A 15,067-nucleotide genomic window follows, 5' to 3' on the forward strand; every position below is an offset into this window, starting at 1 on the left:
ACCTCAACAAACCGCCAGAACCCCTAGTCAAGCGATTGAGGCCTTCGTGCAAAATACAGTCAAATCCGCGGTGACGTTCAAGGGCATGGGTTTGCACTCTGGCAAGCCCGTGCGCATGACCGTGCGCCCGGCGTCGGCTGACTATGGCATCTGGTTTCGCCGCACCGATCTGATGGACGGCGACACGCTGATCCCGGCCCGCTGGGATGCAGTTGTGTCCTCCAAGCTGTGCACGCTGGTGGCCAATGACGATGGCGCGCAGGTGTCGACGATCGAACACATCATGGCGGCGCTGGCGGGTCTGGCCATCAACAACGCCCTGATCGAGATTGACGGGCCGGAAGTGCCGATTCTGGATGGCTCTGCCGCTCCCTTTGTTGCGGCGATTCTGGCCAAGGGTATTCGGGCGCAGGCTGCTCCGGCGCGGGCAATCCGGGTTCTGAAGACCATTGAAGTGCGCGATGGCGCGGCTGTGGCCCGCCTGGAACCGGCCGAAATGCTGGAGATCGACTTCCGCATCGACTTTGCCGAAGCGGCGATTGGCCAGCAGGCCCGCCACCTCAACATGTCAAATGGCGCTTTCGTGCGCGAACTCTGTGATTCCCGCACCTTCTGCCGGCAGTCCGACGTTGATGCGATGCGCGCGCGCGGGTTGGCTTTGGGTGGCACGCTGGACAATGCCGTGGTCTTTGACGGGGACCGCGTGCTGACGCCGGGTGGTTTGCGCCATGCCGATGAACCGGTGCGGCACAAGATGCTTGACGCTTTGGGCGACCTTGCCCTCGCCGGGGCGCCCCTCTTGGCGCGTTACACCGGTGAGCGGGCCGGTCACGCCCTGACCAACCGTCTGTTGCACAAGCTGTTCGCCACGCCGGGGGCCTTTGCCATCGACGATTGCGACGCTTTGGCCGGTGGAAAGCTGCCCGGCGTCGGTGTGCACCGTGGCGATCTTCCCCTTTACGCATAAGCCTGTGCGGCAACGGTGAAACCCGTTTTGCGCCCCGGATTTTTCTGTGCTAGGACACCGTCAAGGATAGGCGGGCGCCGGGTGCGTTCTGCTTCGTTGGGTTGGGGATAGGTTGGACGATGGCAGTCGGAAGGTCAGGCGCGGCGCGTGGGGTGGGCATGGCGCTGATGATGGCCGTCTTGACGGCATGTGCGGCGCCCGCGCCCACAACACTCCCGCTGGAGAATTACACCGCCGAGGAAATCTACAAGCGCGGCGATCTTGAGCTGACTGGCAAGAATGATCCAAAGACCGCCCTGACCTATTATCAGGAGGTCGAGCGTCTTTATCCCTACACCGAATGGGCCAAACGCGCGCTGATCATGCAGGCCTTTACCCTGCACAAGACCAAGAACTACGAAGAGTCGCGGGTGGCGGCACAACGCTACCTTGATTTCTACCCGGCGGGTGAGGACGTGGCCTATGCCCAGTACCTTCTGGCCCTGTCCTACTATGACCAGATCGACGAGGTTGGTCGTGATCAGGGTCTGACCTTCCAGGCTTTGCAGGCGCTGCGTGTGGTGATCGAACAATATCCCAACAGCGAATATGCCAAGTCGGCGATGCTGAAATTCGACCTCGCCTTCGACCACCTTGCCGCCAAGGAAATGGAAATCGGGCGGTTCTACCTCAAGCAGGGCCATTACACCGCTGCCTTGAACCGGTTCCGCACCGTGGTGCAGGATTATCAGACCACCAGCCAGACCGCCGAGGCGTTGGAGCGGTTGGTGGAGTGCTACCTTGCGCTTGGCTTGCCGAACGAGGCGCAGACCGCTGGCGCGATCCTGGGCTACAACTATCAGTCCAGCCCCTTCTATCAGGATGCTTTCGCGCAGCTGAAGAAGCAGGGTCTGGCCCCCGAGGCGCGTGGCACCAGCTGGCTTTCCACGATCTATCGCCAGATGATCAAGGGCCAGTGGCTGTGAGGTCACGGTCGGGACGTTGGATGCGCACGGTTTGCGCATCCGTTGGATGGCGTGATGCTGCGCAGTCTTGATATCCGCGATGTGCTGATCATTGACCGGCTGGAACTGGCCTTTCAGCCCGGCCTCAATGTTCTGACCGGCGAAACGGGCGCGGGAAAGTCCATCCTGCTGGATGCGTTGGGATTCGTTTTGGGCTGGCGGGGTCGCGCCGACTTGGTGCGGGCCGGCGCCGCGCAGGGCGAGGTGATCGCGGTCTTTGACCTTCCAGAAGGCCATGCCGCCCGCGCCGTGCTGGAGCTGGCCGGGATCGAGGTCGAGGACGAGTTGATCCTGCGCCGCACCAACTCGGCCGATGGCCGCAAGACCGCTTACATCAACGACCGCCGCGCCAGCGGCGAGGTGCTGCGCGACCTGTCGGACACGCTGGTGGAATTGCACGGCCAGCACGACGACCGGGGTCTTTTGAACCCGCGCGGTCATCGCCAGTTGCTCGACACGTTCGCCGCCTTGGACCTGTCCGGCCTGCGCACGGCGTGGCGGGCGCGGTCTGATGCGCTGCGCGATCTGGCTGAGGCCGAGGCGCGCCTTTCGGCGATCCGCAGCGAAGAAGACTTTCTGCGCCATGCCGTGGCCGAACTTGACAAGCTGAACCCCGAGGCGGGCGAAGAAGCCAAACTCGACACCGCGCGTCGCACGATGCAGGCCGCGGCCCGCATCCGCCAAGACATCGCCCGCGCACATGAGGTGCTGGGGCAGGGGGCGGACCATGCGATGCAGGACGCGCTGCGCTGGCTCAATGGTGCGGCGGACAAGGCCGAGGGCAAGCTGGACGCCGCTTTGGCCGCGCTGGAGCGCGCCATGGTGGAATTGTCAGAGGCGCAGACCGGGGTGGAAAGCTGCCTTGACGCGCTCGATTTTGACGTGGGCGCGCTGGAGCGGCTGGAGGAGCGCCTGTTCGCCATCCGGGCGTTGGCCCGCAAACATGGCGTTCTGCCTGACGATCTTGGCCCCCATGCCGCAACCCTGCGGACCCGGCTTGAGGCGCTGGATGGCGGCGAGCGGGGCCTGATGCGCCTGAAACAGGCAGCGGCCTTGGCGGAAGCCGATTACATGCGCCGGGCCGAGGCGATGAGCACGGCACGCCGTCTGGCCGGTGCCCGTCTGGATGGCGCTATGGCAGCCGAACTGGCCCCGCTGAAGATGGAGCGCGCCGTCTTCCGCACCGATTTCGCCCCAGCCCAGCCCGGCCCCGAGGGTCAGGACGAGGTGACCTTCACCGTCGCCACCAACCCGGGCGCACCTGCGGGGCCGTTGAACCGCATCGCCTCGGGCGGGGAACTCAGCCGGTTCCTGCTGGCGCTGAAGGTCTGCCTGACCGGCCAAACCCCCGGCCTGACGCTGATTTTCGACGAGATTGACCGGGGTGTCGGCGGGGCCACCGCCGATGCCGTGGGCCGCCGTCTGGCACAACTGGCGTCTGGCGCGCAGGTTCTGGTGGTGACGCACTCACCGCAGGTGGCAGCGCTTGGCGCGCATCATTGGCGGGTGGAAAAGCGCGTGGTGGATGAGGTGACGCTGTCCACCGTCACGCCGCTGGACCCCGACGCCCGAACCGAGGAGATCGCGAGAATGCTGGCCGGTGACACGATCACCGAGGCCGCGCGGGCCGCTGCCCGCGCGCTATTGGCTGGTGGCTGAGAAGGTCAGGCTGACCGCCCGCCACCCCGTCTCTGCCGTCACCACCGCCGTCAGCAGGGCGCCAAAACGCGGCAGTTCCTGCCCGGCTTCATCCTGCGCACCAGACACGACAAAGCGCTGCGTCAACACCGTGACCTGCGGCCCCAGATCGCGCAGCTTGACCTTGCCTGTCACCAGACGCGACGCCGCGAAGATCCCGGCAAACTCTCCGGCAAAGGCGGCGTCAGCCTCTTTCGCGCCGGTCAGACTGGCGCCCGTCAGGGTCAGTACATCAGCATCCTCGACCAGCAGGGCGGCCATGCCAGCGGAATCCTGCCGCCCGAAGGCCGTGGCGAACCGTTTTGCGAAGCTTTCGGGCGTCATGCCTGGGCCACCCGCTCCATGGTGGTGGCCAGATCGCCATACCCGGTGAAGCGACGTTCATAGGCCAGCCCAAGCCGGCGGGCGCAGTCTTCGGCCTTTGCGTCAAGCGCGGGGTCATTGGTCTGTGCCTGATAGACCAGCTTGGTGTAATTGCCGAAATACATGTCGCGCAACTGCGGATGGCGGTCGAGGCCCATGGGTTTCCAGACAAAGGCATCGAACTGCCGGACCAGAAAATCCGTGAGGTAGAAGGCCGTGATTTCGCTGTCCAGATGGGTGGCGAACTGGGCATTGCCTTCAAAGAACGAATAGCAATGCGGCCCTTCAATCATCTCGACGCCCAATTCCTTGCATTTTTGCTGCAATTGGCCGCCGGTGCCGCAATCGGCGTAAAGGATGAACATCGCGGCATAGGTGGGCCGCTGCTCGGTGACCACGCGTGCCACTTCGGCGGTGATCTTGTCGGGGTAAAGGTGCAGTTTGGCGGGCAGGCACTGCAGGTCCATGTGGGTCCAGCCATTGGCCTTGATGACGGCCAGCACCTCATGGGCCAGCGCCCCGCAGGCGATCAGCAGGACGCGGCCGTGGTGGGCGGGCGCAAGGCCGGCCTCCGTCAGGGTGATGTCGTCGGGAAGTTCTGCCATCGGTCACTCCGTCCCCAGAAGATGGGCGCTGCGCAGGCGCTTGCCAAGCGGCAAAAGAAAAGCCCCGGGCCATCGACCCGGGGCGTGACGTACCTGAAGCCGAACTCAGACGTTCGGGCGGTTGTGCTTGCGGGCGACATAGGCCTTGGCGGTTTCCACGGCCACGGCAGCATCCCGGCAATAGGCGTCTGCGCCGATGGCCTTGGAGAATTCTTCATTCAGCGGCGCGCCACCGACCAGAACGATGTAATCGTCCCGCATGCCCTTTTCCTTCATCGTGTCGATCACGACCTTCATATAGGGCATCGTCGTGGTCAAAAGTGCTGACATTCCAAGGATATCGGGCTTTTCGCTTTCCAGCGCTTCCAGATATTTCTCGACCGAGTTGTTGATGCCAAGGTCTTTGACTTCAAAGCCTGCGCCTTCCATCATCATGCCGACAAGGTTCTTGCCGATGTCATGAATGTCGCCCTTGACGGTGCCGATCACCATCTTGCCCATGCGCGGCGCGCCGGTGGCGATCAAGAGCGGCTTCAGGATCGCCATGCCGCCCTTCATTGCGTTGGCGGCCAGCAGCACTTCGGGCACGAAGAGGATGCCGTCGCGGAAGTCGGCGCCGACGATGGTCATGCCGGCGACCAGCGCCTTGGTCAGCGCGTCATAGGGCGCCCAACCGCGCGAGATCAGAAGGTTGACACCCTCTTCAATCTCTTCGCGCAGACCGTCGTAAAGGTCGTCATGCATCTGCAGGACAAGTTCATCATCGGACAGTTCAGAGAGGATGATTTCGTCATCGTCGGCCATGCTGAGGCTCCTTCGGGGCGTTTTGTCGTCAATGGGGCCAAAGCCTGCGACGGACTTTTCCTTTAGCGACATGCGCCGGATGAAAGCCGACAGCAAGGGAAAAGGAAAGCAGAATCGTCTGGAAAGTGTTCGTGAAATGTTCCAGATTGGAGGCATGGAACCCAAAGAAAACAGCATTTTGCCGGGACAGCGCCTGCGGGGACGTGGGGCGGGCAGCAATGACACCGGGCGGTATGAGGCGACGTCGCGGGTCGCTTATGACGATGGGTGGGATATTGCCGAGGAGATGAAGCTGGTGCGGACCGAGGTGCGGGTGGAAAATCCGCGTTCGGCAATCACTTACAACACCTCGCCCGATCTGCCGTTTGACCGGTCGATCAACCCCTATCGCGGGTGCGAGCATGGCTGCATCTACTGCTTTGCAAGGCCCTCGCATGCCTATCTGAACCTGTCGCCGGGTTTGGATTTTGAGACGCGGTTGGTGGCAAGGCCGGGGATTTCGGCGGTGCTGGAGCGGGAGCTGCGGTCGAAGTCCTACAGGGTGGCGACGATTGCGATTGGGACGAATACTGATCCTTATCAACCGATTGAGGCCGAATATGGCGTGATGCGCGCGGTGTTGAAGACCTTGTGGACCTTCCGCCATCCGGTCGCCATCACGACAAAGGGGACGCTGATTGAACGCGATCTGGACCTGCTGGTGGCTTTTGCCAAGGCCGGGCTGACGCGGGTCGGGGTCTCGGTGACGACGCTGGATGCGGTTCTGGCGCGGCGGATGGAGCCGCGGGCGGCCTCTCCGGCGCGGCGGTTGGAGGTGATCCGGCGGCTTTCGGCGGCGGGAGTGCCGGTCAGGGTGATGATTTCCCCAATGATTCCAGGGCTTTCCGATCACGAGCTGGAGCCTGTCATGGAGGCCGCGGCCGCGGCGGGAGCGGTGGCGGCGAGTTTCATCAACCTGCGGCTGCCGCGGGAAGTGTCGCCTTTGTTTCAGGATTGGCTGGCGGCGCACTACCCGGACCGGGCGGCCAAGGTGATGGCGCGGGTCCGGGAGCTGCATGGCGGCAAGGATTATGACGCGGCCTGGGGCAAAAGGTTCAGGGGCGAGGGGATTTGGGCGGAGTTGATGGCGCGGCGCTTTCATGTGGCGCTGGCGCGGCTGGGGCTGGACCGGGTGCAGCCGCCGTTGCGGACGGATTTGTTCGCCGTGCCGTTGGAACAGGGGGCGCAGCTTGGGTTTGATCTGTGACGCGCAGGTGTTGCCGAAAGGTGAATGCGCAACACCGGTGGGGAGCGAATCAGCGTGTATTTCAAAGGTTAATGCAGGAAATCAGCGGTTTGGGCGCGTATGTTTTGCGTCGTTTATCCGTCGGTTTCCCGTCGTTCTTTTGTAGGTACAGACCGTCCCGAGGGGTGGGGTTAACGCAACGTTCGTTGGGGTCGATGGTGCGCAGAAGCGCACCCTACGGGCGTGGGTTTCAGGGGTGGCTTTGGCGTTGGGTAGGATGGGCCATTGGCCCATCTTTGGGTGAGATGGGCCAATGGCCCATCCTACCTTTTAGCCGCGACGGTTGCGGCGTTCGCGCTTGGGGTCGCCAGAGGTGTCGCCGGTGCCATCGGAGGCCGAGGAGAAGGCTCCGAGTTTGGCCTGAATGTCATCCGTCGTGGGCTTGGGACCACGGGGACGCGACTCCAGTGCGGCGCGCATGGCGGCGAGGTGGTTGGGCATGGTGCCACAGCAGCCGCCGATGATCTTGACCCCGGCGTCGCGGGCGAGGACGGCGTATTCGGCCATCAGCTCTGGCGTGCCATCATAGTGGATGTGGCCGTCGTGATACTTCGGGATGCCGGCGTTGCCCTTGGCGATGATCGGGCGCGAGGTGCCGGTCATCTCAAACCCCAGCACGGTGCGCATCAGGTCAGAGGCGCCGACGCCGCAGTTGGCGCCGAAGGCCAAGGGCGGGTGGGCCATTTTCTCGACCTTCTCGGCCAGAGAGGCCGAGGTGATGCCCATCATGGTGCGACCGGCGGTGTCAAAGCTCATCGTGCCGCACCACGGCAGGCCTGCGTTCACCGCAGCCTCGGCGGCGGCGGCGTATTCTTCGAAGGCGGACATGGTTTCGATCCACAAAACGTCCGCGCCGCCTTCTTTCAGCGCCTCGGCCTGTTCCTGGAAGATTTCGACGGCCAAGGCATGGGTCATGCTGCCCATCGGTTCAAAAATCTCACCGGTGGGGCCGATGGAGCCTGCGACCACGACGGGGCGACCGGCGGCATCGGCAATCTCGCGCCCCAGAGCGGCGGCGACGCGGTTGAGGTCGCGGACCTGACCTTGGGCGTTGTGCAGCTTCAGCCGGGCTGCGTTGCCGCCGAAGGAGTTGGTCAGGAACAGGTCAGACCCGGCATTCACCGCATTGCGATAGAGCGTGCGGATGTTGTCGGGCTTGTCGAGGTTCCAGAATTCCGGAGGCTCTCCGGAGGAGAGCCCCATGTTGAACAGGTTGGTGCCCGTGGCGCCATCGGCCAAGAGCCAGTCACGCGTCGAGATCAGGCGGGACAGAAGGTCTTGGGCCATCGGGCTTCCTTTCAGAATTCGTTCATCAGTTGCGCTTTGGCGACCGGCAGAAGTTCGGCCAGTTTCCGGCGCACGTCCTCGGCGCTGGCTTTGCCGCCCAGATCGCCCGCGACCTTGCGCACGACGTCTTCGGTGCCGGCTTCTTCGAAGTCGGCATTCACCACGTCGAGTGCATAGGCGGCGGCGTCATCGCCGGATTTGCCCAGCAGGTCCGCGGCCCACAGGCCCAGAAGTTTGTTGCGCCGGGCCTCGGCACGGAACTGCATTTCGGAATCATGCGCGAACTTTGATTCAAAGGCGTGTTCGCGGTCGTCGAACGTGGTCATGATGTGGCCCCCGGCTTCACGGTTTTGTTCCCCCTCCATATGCCTTCCGGATTGCGTTACCGCAAGAGGAAGCGGGTGCAAAAGCCCGTGGTCGGGTGTGGCCGGGACTTGCCACCTTGCCGGGGCCATGGGCTTGGCTTATAGCCCGAGGAATGAGGGGCCGGCGCCCATGGTGCCGCTAAGGGCATGCGCGCGCGCCCCCGAAGGGTTCGGAGCGTTCATGGCACGGCGCAAGAAGATCTACGAGGGCAAGGCGAAGATCCTGTACGAAGGGCCGGAGCCGGGCACCCTTGTGCAGTATTTCAAGGACGAAGGGGCTGCGGGCCCCACCGCGACCGAGGGGGAAAACCTCGCCTCGGAAGGCAAGGGCGTGCTGAACAACCGGCTGTCGGAATTCTTCATGTCGGGGTTGAACTCGATCGGGGTGCCGACGCATTTTATCCGCCGGATCAACATGCGCGAGCAGTTGGTGCGGGAGGCGGAAATCGTGCCGCTGGAGGTGGTGGTGCGCAACTTTGCCGCAGGCGATCTGTCGGCGCGGTTGGGGATCCCCGAGGGCACGCCGCTGCCGCGGCCGATTGTGGAGTATTTCTACAAGGACCCGCGGCTGAACGCTCCGCTGGTGTCTGAAGAGCATATCATTGCCTTCGGCTGGGCCAGCCAGCAGGATCTGGACGATATCATCGCACTTGCTCTGCGGGTGAACGACTTTCTGTCCGGCGTGATGCTGGGCGTGGGCATCCGTCTGGCCGATTTCCGCATCGAAGTGGGCCGGATCTGGGAAGGCGATTACATGCGCCTGATCGTGGCGGATGAGATCAGCCCGGATTCCTGTCGTCTGTGGGATCTGCGCCGCCCGGAAGGGGCCGCCTCGACGCCCGAGCCGGGGCCTTTGGCCGATGTCTATACCGAACTGGCGCGGCGCTTGGGGGTTTTGCCCTCTAACGTCACCCATGCGCCGAAACCGACCTTGATCAACTGAAAAAGCGGAGACCCCGAATGAAAGCCCGTGTGACCGTCATGCTGAAGACCGGGGTGCTGGATGTGCAAGGCGAGGCCGTGCGCTTTGCGCTTGGCACGCTGGGCTTTGCCGGGGTGAATGGGGTGCGGCAAGGCAAGGTCATCGAGCTGGATCTGGCCGAGACCGACCGGGCTGTTGCCGAGGTGGCGGTCAAGGCGATGTGCGAGAAGCTGTTGGCCAATACGGTGATCGAAGGCTACAAGATCGAGATCCTGTAAGGCGCGCCGGACGCCTTCGGGCCTCTTGACCCTGCCGACGCACTGGTTCACCCCTTGGCAAAAGGGGAGGCTGCCGATGCGCGCTGCTGTGATACGGACCTATCAAGCTGACCTCAGTCTGGAGACCGTGCCGGACCCGGTGTGCGAGCCGGATGGCGTGGTGGTCAAGGTGCTGGCCTGTGGCATTTGCCGCAGCGATTGGCATGGCTGGATGGGCGAACATGCCAAGGTCAAGCCGGGGGCCATTCCGGGGCATGAATATGTCGGCGAGGTCGTGGCCGCAGGGCCTTTGGCGCGCTGGTCCGTCGGCGATCAGATCATCGCGCCCTTCATTCTGGCCTGTGGCGACTGCCCGGAATGCCGGTCAGGCCAGACCACGACCTGCCGGGCGCAGCGCGTGCCGGGCTTTGGCGAACCGGGGGCCTGGGCGGAATATGTCTCGGTGCCGCATGCGCACAACCTGACGCGGTTGCCCGAGTTCCTGACGCCGGCCTTGGCGGCGGGGCTTGGCTGCCGGGTGACGACGGCCTATCACGCCTTGACCGGGCGGGCTGCGATCCAGGCGGGCGAGTGGCTGGCGGTGCATGGGACGGGGGGCATCGGCCTTTCGGCCTTGCTGATCGGGCAGGCCTTGGGCGCGCGGGTGGTGGCGGTGGATGTGGTGCCCGAACGGCTGGCCCATGCCAAGGCGCTGGGGGCCGAGGCTGTCCTCAACGCCGCGGAGGGCAATACCGCGGCGCGGATCGTCGAGCTGACGGGCGGCGGGGCGCATGTGTCCATCGAAGCCTTGGGGATCGAGGCCACGGCCAATGCCTCCATCGAGTGTCTGCGGCCCTTGGGGCGGCATGTGCAGGTGGGGATGCCGACCGGGCATCAGGCCAGGATGGTGATCAACATGAACGCGGTCTACATGAAGCAACTGGCGCTTTATGGCACACGGGGGATGCCGGCCTGGCGCTATCCTTCCCTTCTGAGCCTGATCGAGACGGGCAAGGTCGATGTGCGCCCCATCGTGGCGCGGCAGGTGCGGCTGTCGCAGGCCAGCGCCGAGCTGCGCATGTTCAACGGGCCGATGCCGCCCGGCGTGGCCGTGATCACCGATCTTCTGGGCTAGCGCCTCGCCCTCGGTGCGGGCCGGGTCACGATTTTTCTCCGAAAAATCAAGGGCGCTCCGCGCGGGAGTATTTGGGAAGGCGCAAGCGCAAGGGGGCTGCATGCCCTATGCCGCCGATCCCCGCGGCCCCCCCCCCGAAAGCACCCCCCCAAGCCCCCCCCTTCATTCAGGTTCAAATATCCCACGGGGGTGCGGGGGTGTGAACCCCCCGCGTCTGCCGCCGGGGCAGGGCGATCACGGCCGGTCTTCGGAAAAGCGGTCGATGCCGGCGGTGTTGGTTTGCAGCCGGGCGTTGGAGACCATGATCGGGCCCGAGAGGATGTCGCGCAGCGGTTCGGTCAGGGAATAGGGGCCCGCGTCGCTGTAGCCGCGCAGGCCGGTGATTTCGAGGCAGGCCAGCACCACGTCGCGGGCGGCGGTGGAGGCGAGGATCTTCAGGCGGTTGATGCGGGCGGCGGCATCCAAGGGCGCTGCGGCGCGGGCCTCGGGCAGGTTGTCGCGGATCAGGGCGTTGATCAGGTAGTGCTGGTTGCGCAACTCGGACAGGCGGGTCTGGACGGCGGGTTGGGCGGCGTCTGGCACCTCGGCCTTGGCATAGCGACGGGCGGTGTCCAGTGCGCGGGCGGCCAGACCGCTCCAGACCGCGGCCCACAGAAGATGGCTGGCGGGGGTCATCGTGGCCGAGGCGATGCTGGCGAAAGGCTCTGCGAAGATCGCCTGCGGCGGGTAGCGGAAAGTGAAGCGGTAGGCGGCGTTGTGGATGCCCTGCATGCCCAGAAGCTGATGCGGGTGGCGGATGACGGCCTCGGTCGCGTCGGCGCGGACAAGGACCATGCGCTGGACCGGGCGGGGCCCGCTGTCGTCCATCGCGGTGACCAGAAAGGCTGCGGCTTGGGGGACATAGGAGGTGTTGGAGGTGTCCTTGACGAGGACGCCCGCCTCGATCCGGGCGGTGGCGCGGTGGATGTTGCCGCCGGTCAGGGGTTCGGAGACCACGGAGGCGATCAGGCCCTGCACCGCCACCAGCGCGCGGAGTTCGCCCGCGAGGTAATCGGAGCCGGCCAGATGGCCAGCCCAGACCGCCAGTTGCGCCATGTGCATGGCGTAGATCAGCCCGGCGGAGGCGGAGCGGCGCGACAGGTCGAAGGTGACGGCCACGGCGTGAGACAGGGGTGCTGCCTCGCCCCCAAGGGCTTGGGGCAGGGTGAAATGCAAAAGGCCCGCGGCGCGGCACCAATCGATCAGCGCCGCGCAGATCGCGACCGGGGTGCCCTGCGGATCGGGCAGCGTGGCGAGGCGTTTGGCAAGGGCGGGATCGGAAATCGGCATGGGCGTCCTGTCGTGCAACAGGGCCAGTCTAGTCGGCGGAAGGCTGCGGCGAAAGCGCCTTCCGCCGGGGGCCGGGTGCGGCCTGATTGCGCAGTGTTTCCGTGCGCGGTGGTTCCGTCTGCGGTGGTTCCGTGGGCGGTGGTTCAGTGCGCGGTGGGGGCCTTGCCTTTGGTCAGGTCATAGAAGGCGTCGCCGGTGACCTTGGCCCAGTCGCCCTGCGTGCCATCGGGCCACAGAACGCGGACCTCGGCCTCGGTCTTGTCCCCCAGACCGAAGTGCCACCAGCCCAGTTGACCGCCGGCATGGCCGCCGCCGGAGGTGATCTCGCGCTGCTGGACCTTGTCGCCGAGGCGCACTTCGATCCAGGCGCCGATCGCATCGCGGTTGCCGCCGTCCTGATGCAGCGCCAGTTGCAGCCAGTGGCCGAGGGGTTCGCCAGCGATGCCGGTGCCGGCGTTGCGCCAGACCTCGGCCCCGTCGTTGCGGTTGACCACCACAAGGTCCATCTGGCCGTCGCCGTTGAGGTCGATCACCGAAGCGCCGCGCGCCTGCTTCATGCTGGCTACGCCCGCCTTGTCACCGGCCTCGGCGAAGGTGCCGTCGGGCTGGCCGAGCATCAGGTTGTTGGGGTCCTTGGCGGCGAAATCGGGCATGGCGGAGACATTGCCCTTGGCCACGAACAGGTCTTGCCGGCCGTCATTGTTCACGTCCTGAAACTCTGCATGCCAGCCGGTCGAGGGGCGCAGGTCGCCGCCGGTGTAGGGGCGTTGGGCGATGGCATGATCGGCGAAGGCCACGTCCTTGTAGGTGGCCTTGTCGGGGGCACCGGCCAGAACCTGCAGTTTGCTGTCGGCCATCGAGGTCATGAAATAATCCGGCAGGCCGTCGCCGTTGACATCGGTGGAGGCGATGCCCATGCCCCAGATCTTCAGGGGTTTCCACCCCTCTGCCGCGGTGTAGAGGGCCGGGGCCTTGCCGGGGTCGACGTGCCACATCTGTTCGGTGCCGCCCTTGTAATACTCCCGGTCGTTGGCCACCCGCAGCCCGGGCGTGCCCGAACGGTTCCAGTCGGTGAAGAGCATGGAGAGGGCGCAGAAGCTGGGTTTCAGGGGCAGGGGGGCGTCGAAGGCTTGGCCTTTGGGGCGGTAGAGGGCGTTTTCGGTGCAGCTTCCCCAGGGGAAGGCGTCTTGCGTGCGGTCGATATAGGTGCCGATGGCGAGGGTGGGCCAGTCGTTGCCCTTCTCCCATGTGGCCGAGAAGGCGGTGGACCACAGGTCGCGGCCTTGAAAGCCCCAAGCCTCGTTGGCGCGGTGGAAGTGGCAGTTGCCCTCGCCCTGCATCACCACGTCTTCGCCCGAGCGCAGGATGACGAGGTCAAGGATGCCGTCGCCGTTGATGTCGAGCGGATAGGCGCCGGTGACGCGGTCAAGTTCCGTGCCCGAAGCGATGGCGGTGAACTTCAGCGCGCCGCCGGTGGCGCTGTCGTTGCGGTAGAGCGTGGCTTTGCTGGTGCCACCAGCCATGAAGAGGTCGGGCTTGCCATCGCCCGAACAGTCAAAGGCTGCGACGCCACCGCCGGCCATGAACTCCCAATCGCCGGTATAGGCGCTGGTGATGCCGGAGGTGGCGGTTTCGTCGAGGTATTTCGGGATGATGACGGCATCATCGGCGAAGGCGGGGGTGGCGAGGAGGGCAAGGATCAGGCGACGCATCTTAAGCCCTTGTCTTGAGGTTGACGGCGAACTGGCCGACGCAGGCACCCAGCTTCTGGCCGTTTTCAATGGCGGGGCGGAAGTGGATGCCGCCGTAGAGGCGCGAGATGGCGGCCTCGTTCGCGGCATCCCAGAAGCCCTTGAAGCTGCGCTGGGGCACGCCGTCGGGGGTGGGGCTTTGGTCGGTGAAGCCGTAGTTTTCGCCGAAGAGGGCGGTCAGTACGGTGGCCCCGGCAGCCGATTGCACCGAGTGGCCGGATGGGTATTCCGGGAAGGGTGGCGTGGTCAGGATCGGGTTCCAGGTCTTGTCGATCAGTTTCTGGATGTAGGTGACGGGCCGGATCGTGTCGTAGTGGTATTTGGCGGCCCAGCAGGCGATGAAGGCATCGGCTTGCGCCACGCCGACGCGGGCGAGGGCCTCGACCAGGGCGGTCAGGTCCAGCGATTTTTCCTGCGCCACCTGCATGAGGATGGCCACCCAATGGCCGGGCGGCGTCCAGGTCAGCATGGCGTCATCGGACCAGAATCGGGCGATGGTGGTTTGTTCGGGCGTGAGAGATTGCGTGGTCTGATAGACCTCGTTCGCCTGCGCGTAGAAGGCCGAGGCCTTGTCTTCGGAATAGGGCGTGGGATCGGCGATGCCGCAGGGGTTGGGCGAGGGCAGCGCGAAGGGGCGGTTCTGGCCCCAGGACGGCAGGAGGGGCGCCTGTTGCAGCACGATCTTGGAGGTGGGCACCCATTCGCCGGGGACTTTCTTCAGGTCCCACTTGGCGGGGAAGCCCATGTTGTCGATCACCGCGCCGCCGTCGGTGTTGCCCCAGTCGAGGACCGCCTTGGCCAAGGTGGCGCCGTAGCTGCGCGAGGCGGCGACGACATCGGCGGCGACGCCTGCGGCGGATTGGTCCGCCAGTTTGGCGGTCAGCGTTTGCAGGGCGTGCTGGCCGGTCGGGCCGGTGTTGGCAAAGAAGCTGTGGATCAGGGGATCAAGCACCGCGTTCAGGATGACGGCGGTGTCATAGGGCTGCGAGGGCGCGCGGTCGGGCAGTGTGGCAAGGCCGTTCAACTGGCCGGCCAGCGAGCGCAGGGCCTTGTCGCCCGAGGCCAACGCCTCGAACACGGCCACACCCATATAGGCCAGCGCGCGGCTGGAGACGGGGGGCGTCATGGTGGGCGTGTGGCGCACCAGTTCGAGCGCCAGTTTGTACCAGGTGTCCAGCACCTTGGCCGCCACCGCATCCCGCGTGTCGGCATAGGCCGAGCTGGTTCCGGCCAGAACGGCCAAGGCCACGCCGGCTGTCAGAAATGTGCGCCGTTTCATCGTCCGCCCTCCCAAG

At 65.1% G+C, this 15,067-nt stretch carries 15 protein-coding genes; 7 read left to right on the forward strand and 8 right to left on the reverse strand.

The genetic code is table 11. The annotated features are described in order from the left end of the window. Positions 1-46 precede the first annotated feature (46 nt). The 3 genes from lpxC to recN all read left to right on the forward strand — a co-directional run bounded on the left by lpxC (position 47) and on the right by recN (position 3,630). Positions 47-967 carry a UDP-3-O-acyl-N-acetylglucosamine deacetylase gene (gene lpxC / locus AC1Y2B_RS04580; RefSeq protein ID WP_482251884.1) on the forward strand — a complete coding sequence of 307 codons (921 nt, stop codon included), beginning with the start codon at positions 47-49 and terminating at the stop codon, positions 965-967. Positions 968-1,086: 119 nt separating this feature from the next. Then, on the forward strand, positions 1,087-1,932 hold the full coding sequence (locus AC1Y2B_RS04585) for an outer membrane protein assembly factor BamD (RefSeq protein ID WP_482251885.1): 846 nt from the start codon (positions 1,087-1,089) through the stop codon (positions 1,930-1,932). Positions 1,933-1,986: 54 nt separating this feature from the next. Continuing rightward, positions 1,987-3,630 carry a DNA repair protein RecN gene (gene recN / locus AC1Y2B_RS04590; protein ID WP_482251886.1) on the forward strand — a complete coding sequence of 548 codons (1,644 nt, stop codon included), beginning with the start codon at positions 1,987-1,989 and terminating at the stop codon, positions 3,628-3,630. On the opposite strand, the gene AC1Y2B_RS04595 is transcribed toward recN, so the two are convergent. The 3 genes from AC1Y2B_RS04595 to AC1Y2B_RS04605 form a co-directional block, all read right to left on the reverse strand. Further along, positions 3,613-3,993 (reverse strand): DUF4440 domain-containing protein, encoded by a 381-nt coding sequence (locus tag AC1Y2B_RS04595; protein WP_482251887.1) that lies wholly within the window; start codon positions 3,991-3,993, stop codon positions 3,613-3,615. The two genes, recN and AC1Y2B_RS04595, sit on opposite strands and share 18 nt — an antisense overlap. Beyond that, a complete protein-coding gene (locus AC1Y2B_RS04600) occupies positions 3,990-4,637 on the reverse strand; it encodes a DUF1638 domain-containing protein (RefSeq protein WP_482251888.1) in 648 nt (215 codons plus the stop codon). The genes AC1Y2B_RS04595 and AC1Y2B_RS04600 overlap by 4 nt, the downstream gene beginning before the upstream one ends. Positions 4,638-4,742: 105 nt before the next feature. After that, positions 4,743-5,441: a corrinoid protein gene (locus tag AC1Y2B_RS04605; RefSeq protein ID WP_482251889.1), complete on the reverse strand. Its 699-nt coding sequence runs from the start codon at positions 5,439-5,441 to the stop codon at positions 4,743-4,745. Between the two features lie 154 nt (positions 5,442-5,595). Between AC1Y2B_RS04605 and AC1Y2B_RS04610 the strand changes: the two genes are divergently transcribed. Further along, on the forward strand, positions 5,596-6,687 hold the full coding sequence (locus tag AC1Y2B_RS04610) for a PA0069 family radical SAM protein (RefSeq protein WP_482251890.1): 1,092 nt from the start codon (positions 5,596-5,598) through the stop codon (positions 6,685-6,687). Between the two features lie 309 nt (positions 6,688-6,996). On the opposite strand, the gene bmt is transcribed toward AC1Y2B_RS04610, so the two are convergent. After that, positions 6,997-8,013 (reverse strand): betaine--homocysteine S-methyltransferase, encoded by a 1,017-nt coding sequence (bmt, locus tag AC1Y2B_RS04615; RefSeq protein WP_482251891.1) that lies wholly within the window; start codon positions 8,011-8,013, stop codon positions 6,997-6,999. Positions 8,014-8,024: 11 nt separating this feature from the next. Then, entirely contained in the window at positions 8,025-8,339 is a 315-nt protein-coding gene (locus AC1Y2B_RS04620) for a DUF1476 domain-containing protein (RefSeq protein ID WP_482251892.1), read from the reverse strand. A gap of 220 nt (positions 8,340-8,559) precedes the next feature. Here AC1Y2B_RS04620 and AC1Y2B_RS04625 point away from each other — a divergent pair, with 220 nt between their 5' ends. The 3 genes from AC1Y2B_RS04625 to AC1Y2B_RS04635 all read left to right on the forward strand — a co-directional run bounded on the left by AC1Y2B_RS04625 (position 8,560) and on the right by AC1Y2B_RS04635 (position 10,692). Further along, positions 8,560-9,321: a phosphoribosylaminoimidazolesuccinocarboxamide synthase gene (locus AC1Y2B_RS04625; RefSeq protein WP_482251893.1), complete on the forward strand. Its 762-nt coding sequence runs from the start codon at positions 8,560-8,562 to the stop codon at positions 9,319-9,321. Between the two features lie 17 nt (positions 9,322-9,338). Then, a complete protein-coding gene (purS, locus tag AC1Y2B_RS04630; protein WP_482251894.1) occupies positions 9,339-9,578 on the forward strand; it encodes a phosphoribosylformylglycinamidine synthase subunit PurS in 240 nt (79 codons plus the stop codon). Between the two features lie 76 nt (positions 9,579-9,654). Then, positions 9,655-10,692, forward strand: a complete 1,038-nt coding sequence (locus tag AC1Y2B_RS04635) for a zinc-dependent alcohol dehydrogenase family protein (protein WP_482251895.1) — start codon at positions 9,655-9,657, stop codon at positions 10,690-10,692. Between the two features lie 234 nt (positions 10,693-10,926). On the opposite strand, the gene AC1Y2B_RS04640 is transcribed toward AC1Y2B_RS04635, so the two are convergent. From AC1Y2B_RS04640 to AC1Y2B_RS04650, 3 genes are all read right to left on the reverse strand, one after another. Beyond that, positions 10,927-12,021 (reverse strand): acyl-CoA dehydrogenase family protein, encoded by a 1,095-nt coding sequence (locus AC1Y2B_RS04640; RefSeq protein WP_482251896.1) that lies wholly within the window; start codon positions 12,019-12,021, stop codon positions 10,927-10,929. 143 nt (positions 12,022-12,164) lie between these two features. Beyond that, the gene (locus AC1Y2B_RS04645) at positions 12,165-13,733 is read right to left on the reverse strand and encodes a CRTAC1 family protein (protein WP_482251897.1); all 1,569 of its coding nucleotides are present in this window, start codon (positions 13,731-13,733) and stop codon (positions 12,165-12,167) included. Position 13,734: 1 nt separating this feature from the next. Next, the gene (locus AC1Y2B_RS04650) at positions 13,735-15,051 is read right to left on the reverse strand and encodes a vanadium-dependent haloperoxidase (RefSeq protein ID WP_482251898.1); all 1,317 of its coding nucleotides are present in this window, start codon (positions 15,049-15,051) and stop codon (positions 13,735-13,737) included. Positions 15,052-15,067 lie beyond the last annotated feature (16 nt).

The sequence above is a fragment of the Stagnihabitans sp. genome (assembly GCF_964946895.1).

Excerpts from the sequence above, each read along its gene's own strand:
- AC1Y2B_RS04645 (WP_482251897.1), bottom strand. The coding sequence starts at position 13,733 with ATGCGTCGCCTGATCCTTGCCCTCCTCGCCACCCCCGCCTTCGCCGAT.
- AC1Y2B_RS04650 (WP_482251898.1), bottom strand. The coding sequence starts at position 15,051 with ATGAAACGGCGCACATTTCTGACAGCCGGCGTGGCCTTGGCCGTTCTG.
- AC1Y2B_RS04605 (WP_482251889.1), bottom strand. The coding sequence starts at position 5,441 with ATGGCCGACGATGACGAAATCATCCTCTCTGAACTGTCCGATGATGAA.
- recN (WP_482251886.1), top strand. The coding sequence starts at position 1,987 with ATGCTGCGCAGTCTTGATATCCGCGATGTGCTGATCATTGACCGGCTG.
- AC1Y2B_RS04600 (WP_482251888.1), bottom strand. The coding sequence starts at position 4,637 with ATGGCAGAACTTCCCGACGACATCACCCTGACGGAGGCCGGCCTTGCG.
- AC1Y2B_RS04640 (WP_482251896.1), bottom strand. The coding sequence starts at position 12,021 with ATGCCGATTTCCGATCCCGCCCTTGCCAAACGCCTCGCCACGCTGCCC.
- AC1Y2B_RS04635 (WP_482251895.1), top strand. The coding sequence starts at position 9,655 with ATGCGCGCTGCTGTGATACGGACCTATCAAGCTGACCTCAGTCTGGAG.
- AC1Y2B_RS04595 (WP_482251887.1), bottom strand. The coding sequence starts at position 3,993 with ATGACGCCCGAAAGCTTCGCAAAACGGTTCGCCACGGCCTTCGGGCGG.
- purS (WP_482251894.1), top strand. The coding sequence starts at position 9,339 with ATGAAAGCCCGTGTGACCGTCATGCTGAAGACCGGGGTGCTGGATGTG.
- bmt (WP_482251891.1), bottom strand. The coding sequence starts at position 8,013 with ATGGCCCAAGACCTTCTGTCCCGCCTGATCTCGACGCGTGACTGGCTC.
- AC1Y2B_RS04625 (WP_482251893.1), top strand. The coding sequence starts at position 8,560 with ATGGCACGGCGCAAGAAGATCTACGAGGGCAAGGCGAAGATCCTGTAC.
- AC1Y2B_RS04585 (WP_482251885.1), top strand. The coding sequence starts at position 1,087 with ATGGCAGTCGGAAGGTCAGGCGCGGCGCGTGGGGTGGGCATGGCGCTG.
- AC1Y2B_RS04610 (WP_482251890.1), top strand. The coding sequence starts at position 5,596 with ATGGAACCCAAAGAAAACAGCATTTTGCCGGGACAGCGCCTGCGGGGA.
- AC1Y2B_RS04620 (WP_482251892.1), bottom strand. The coding sequence starts at position 8,339 with ATGACCACGTTCGACGACCGCGAACACGCCTTTGAATCAAAGTTCGCG.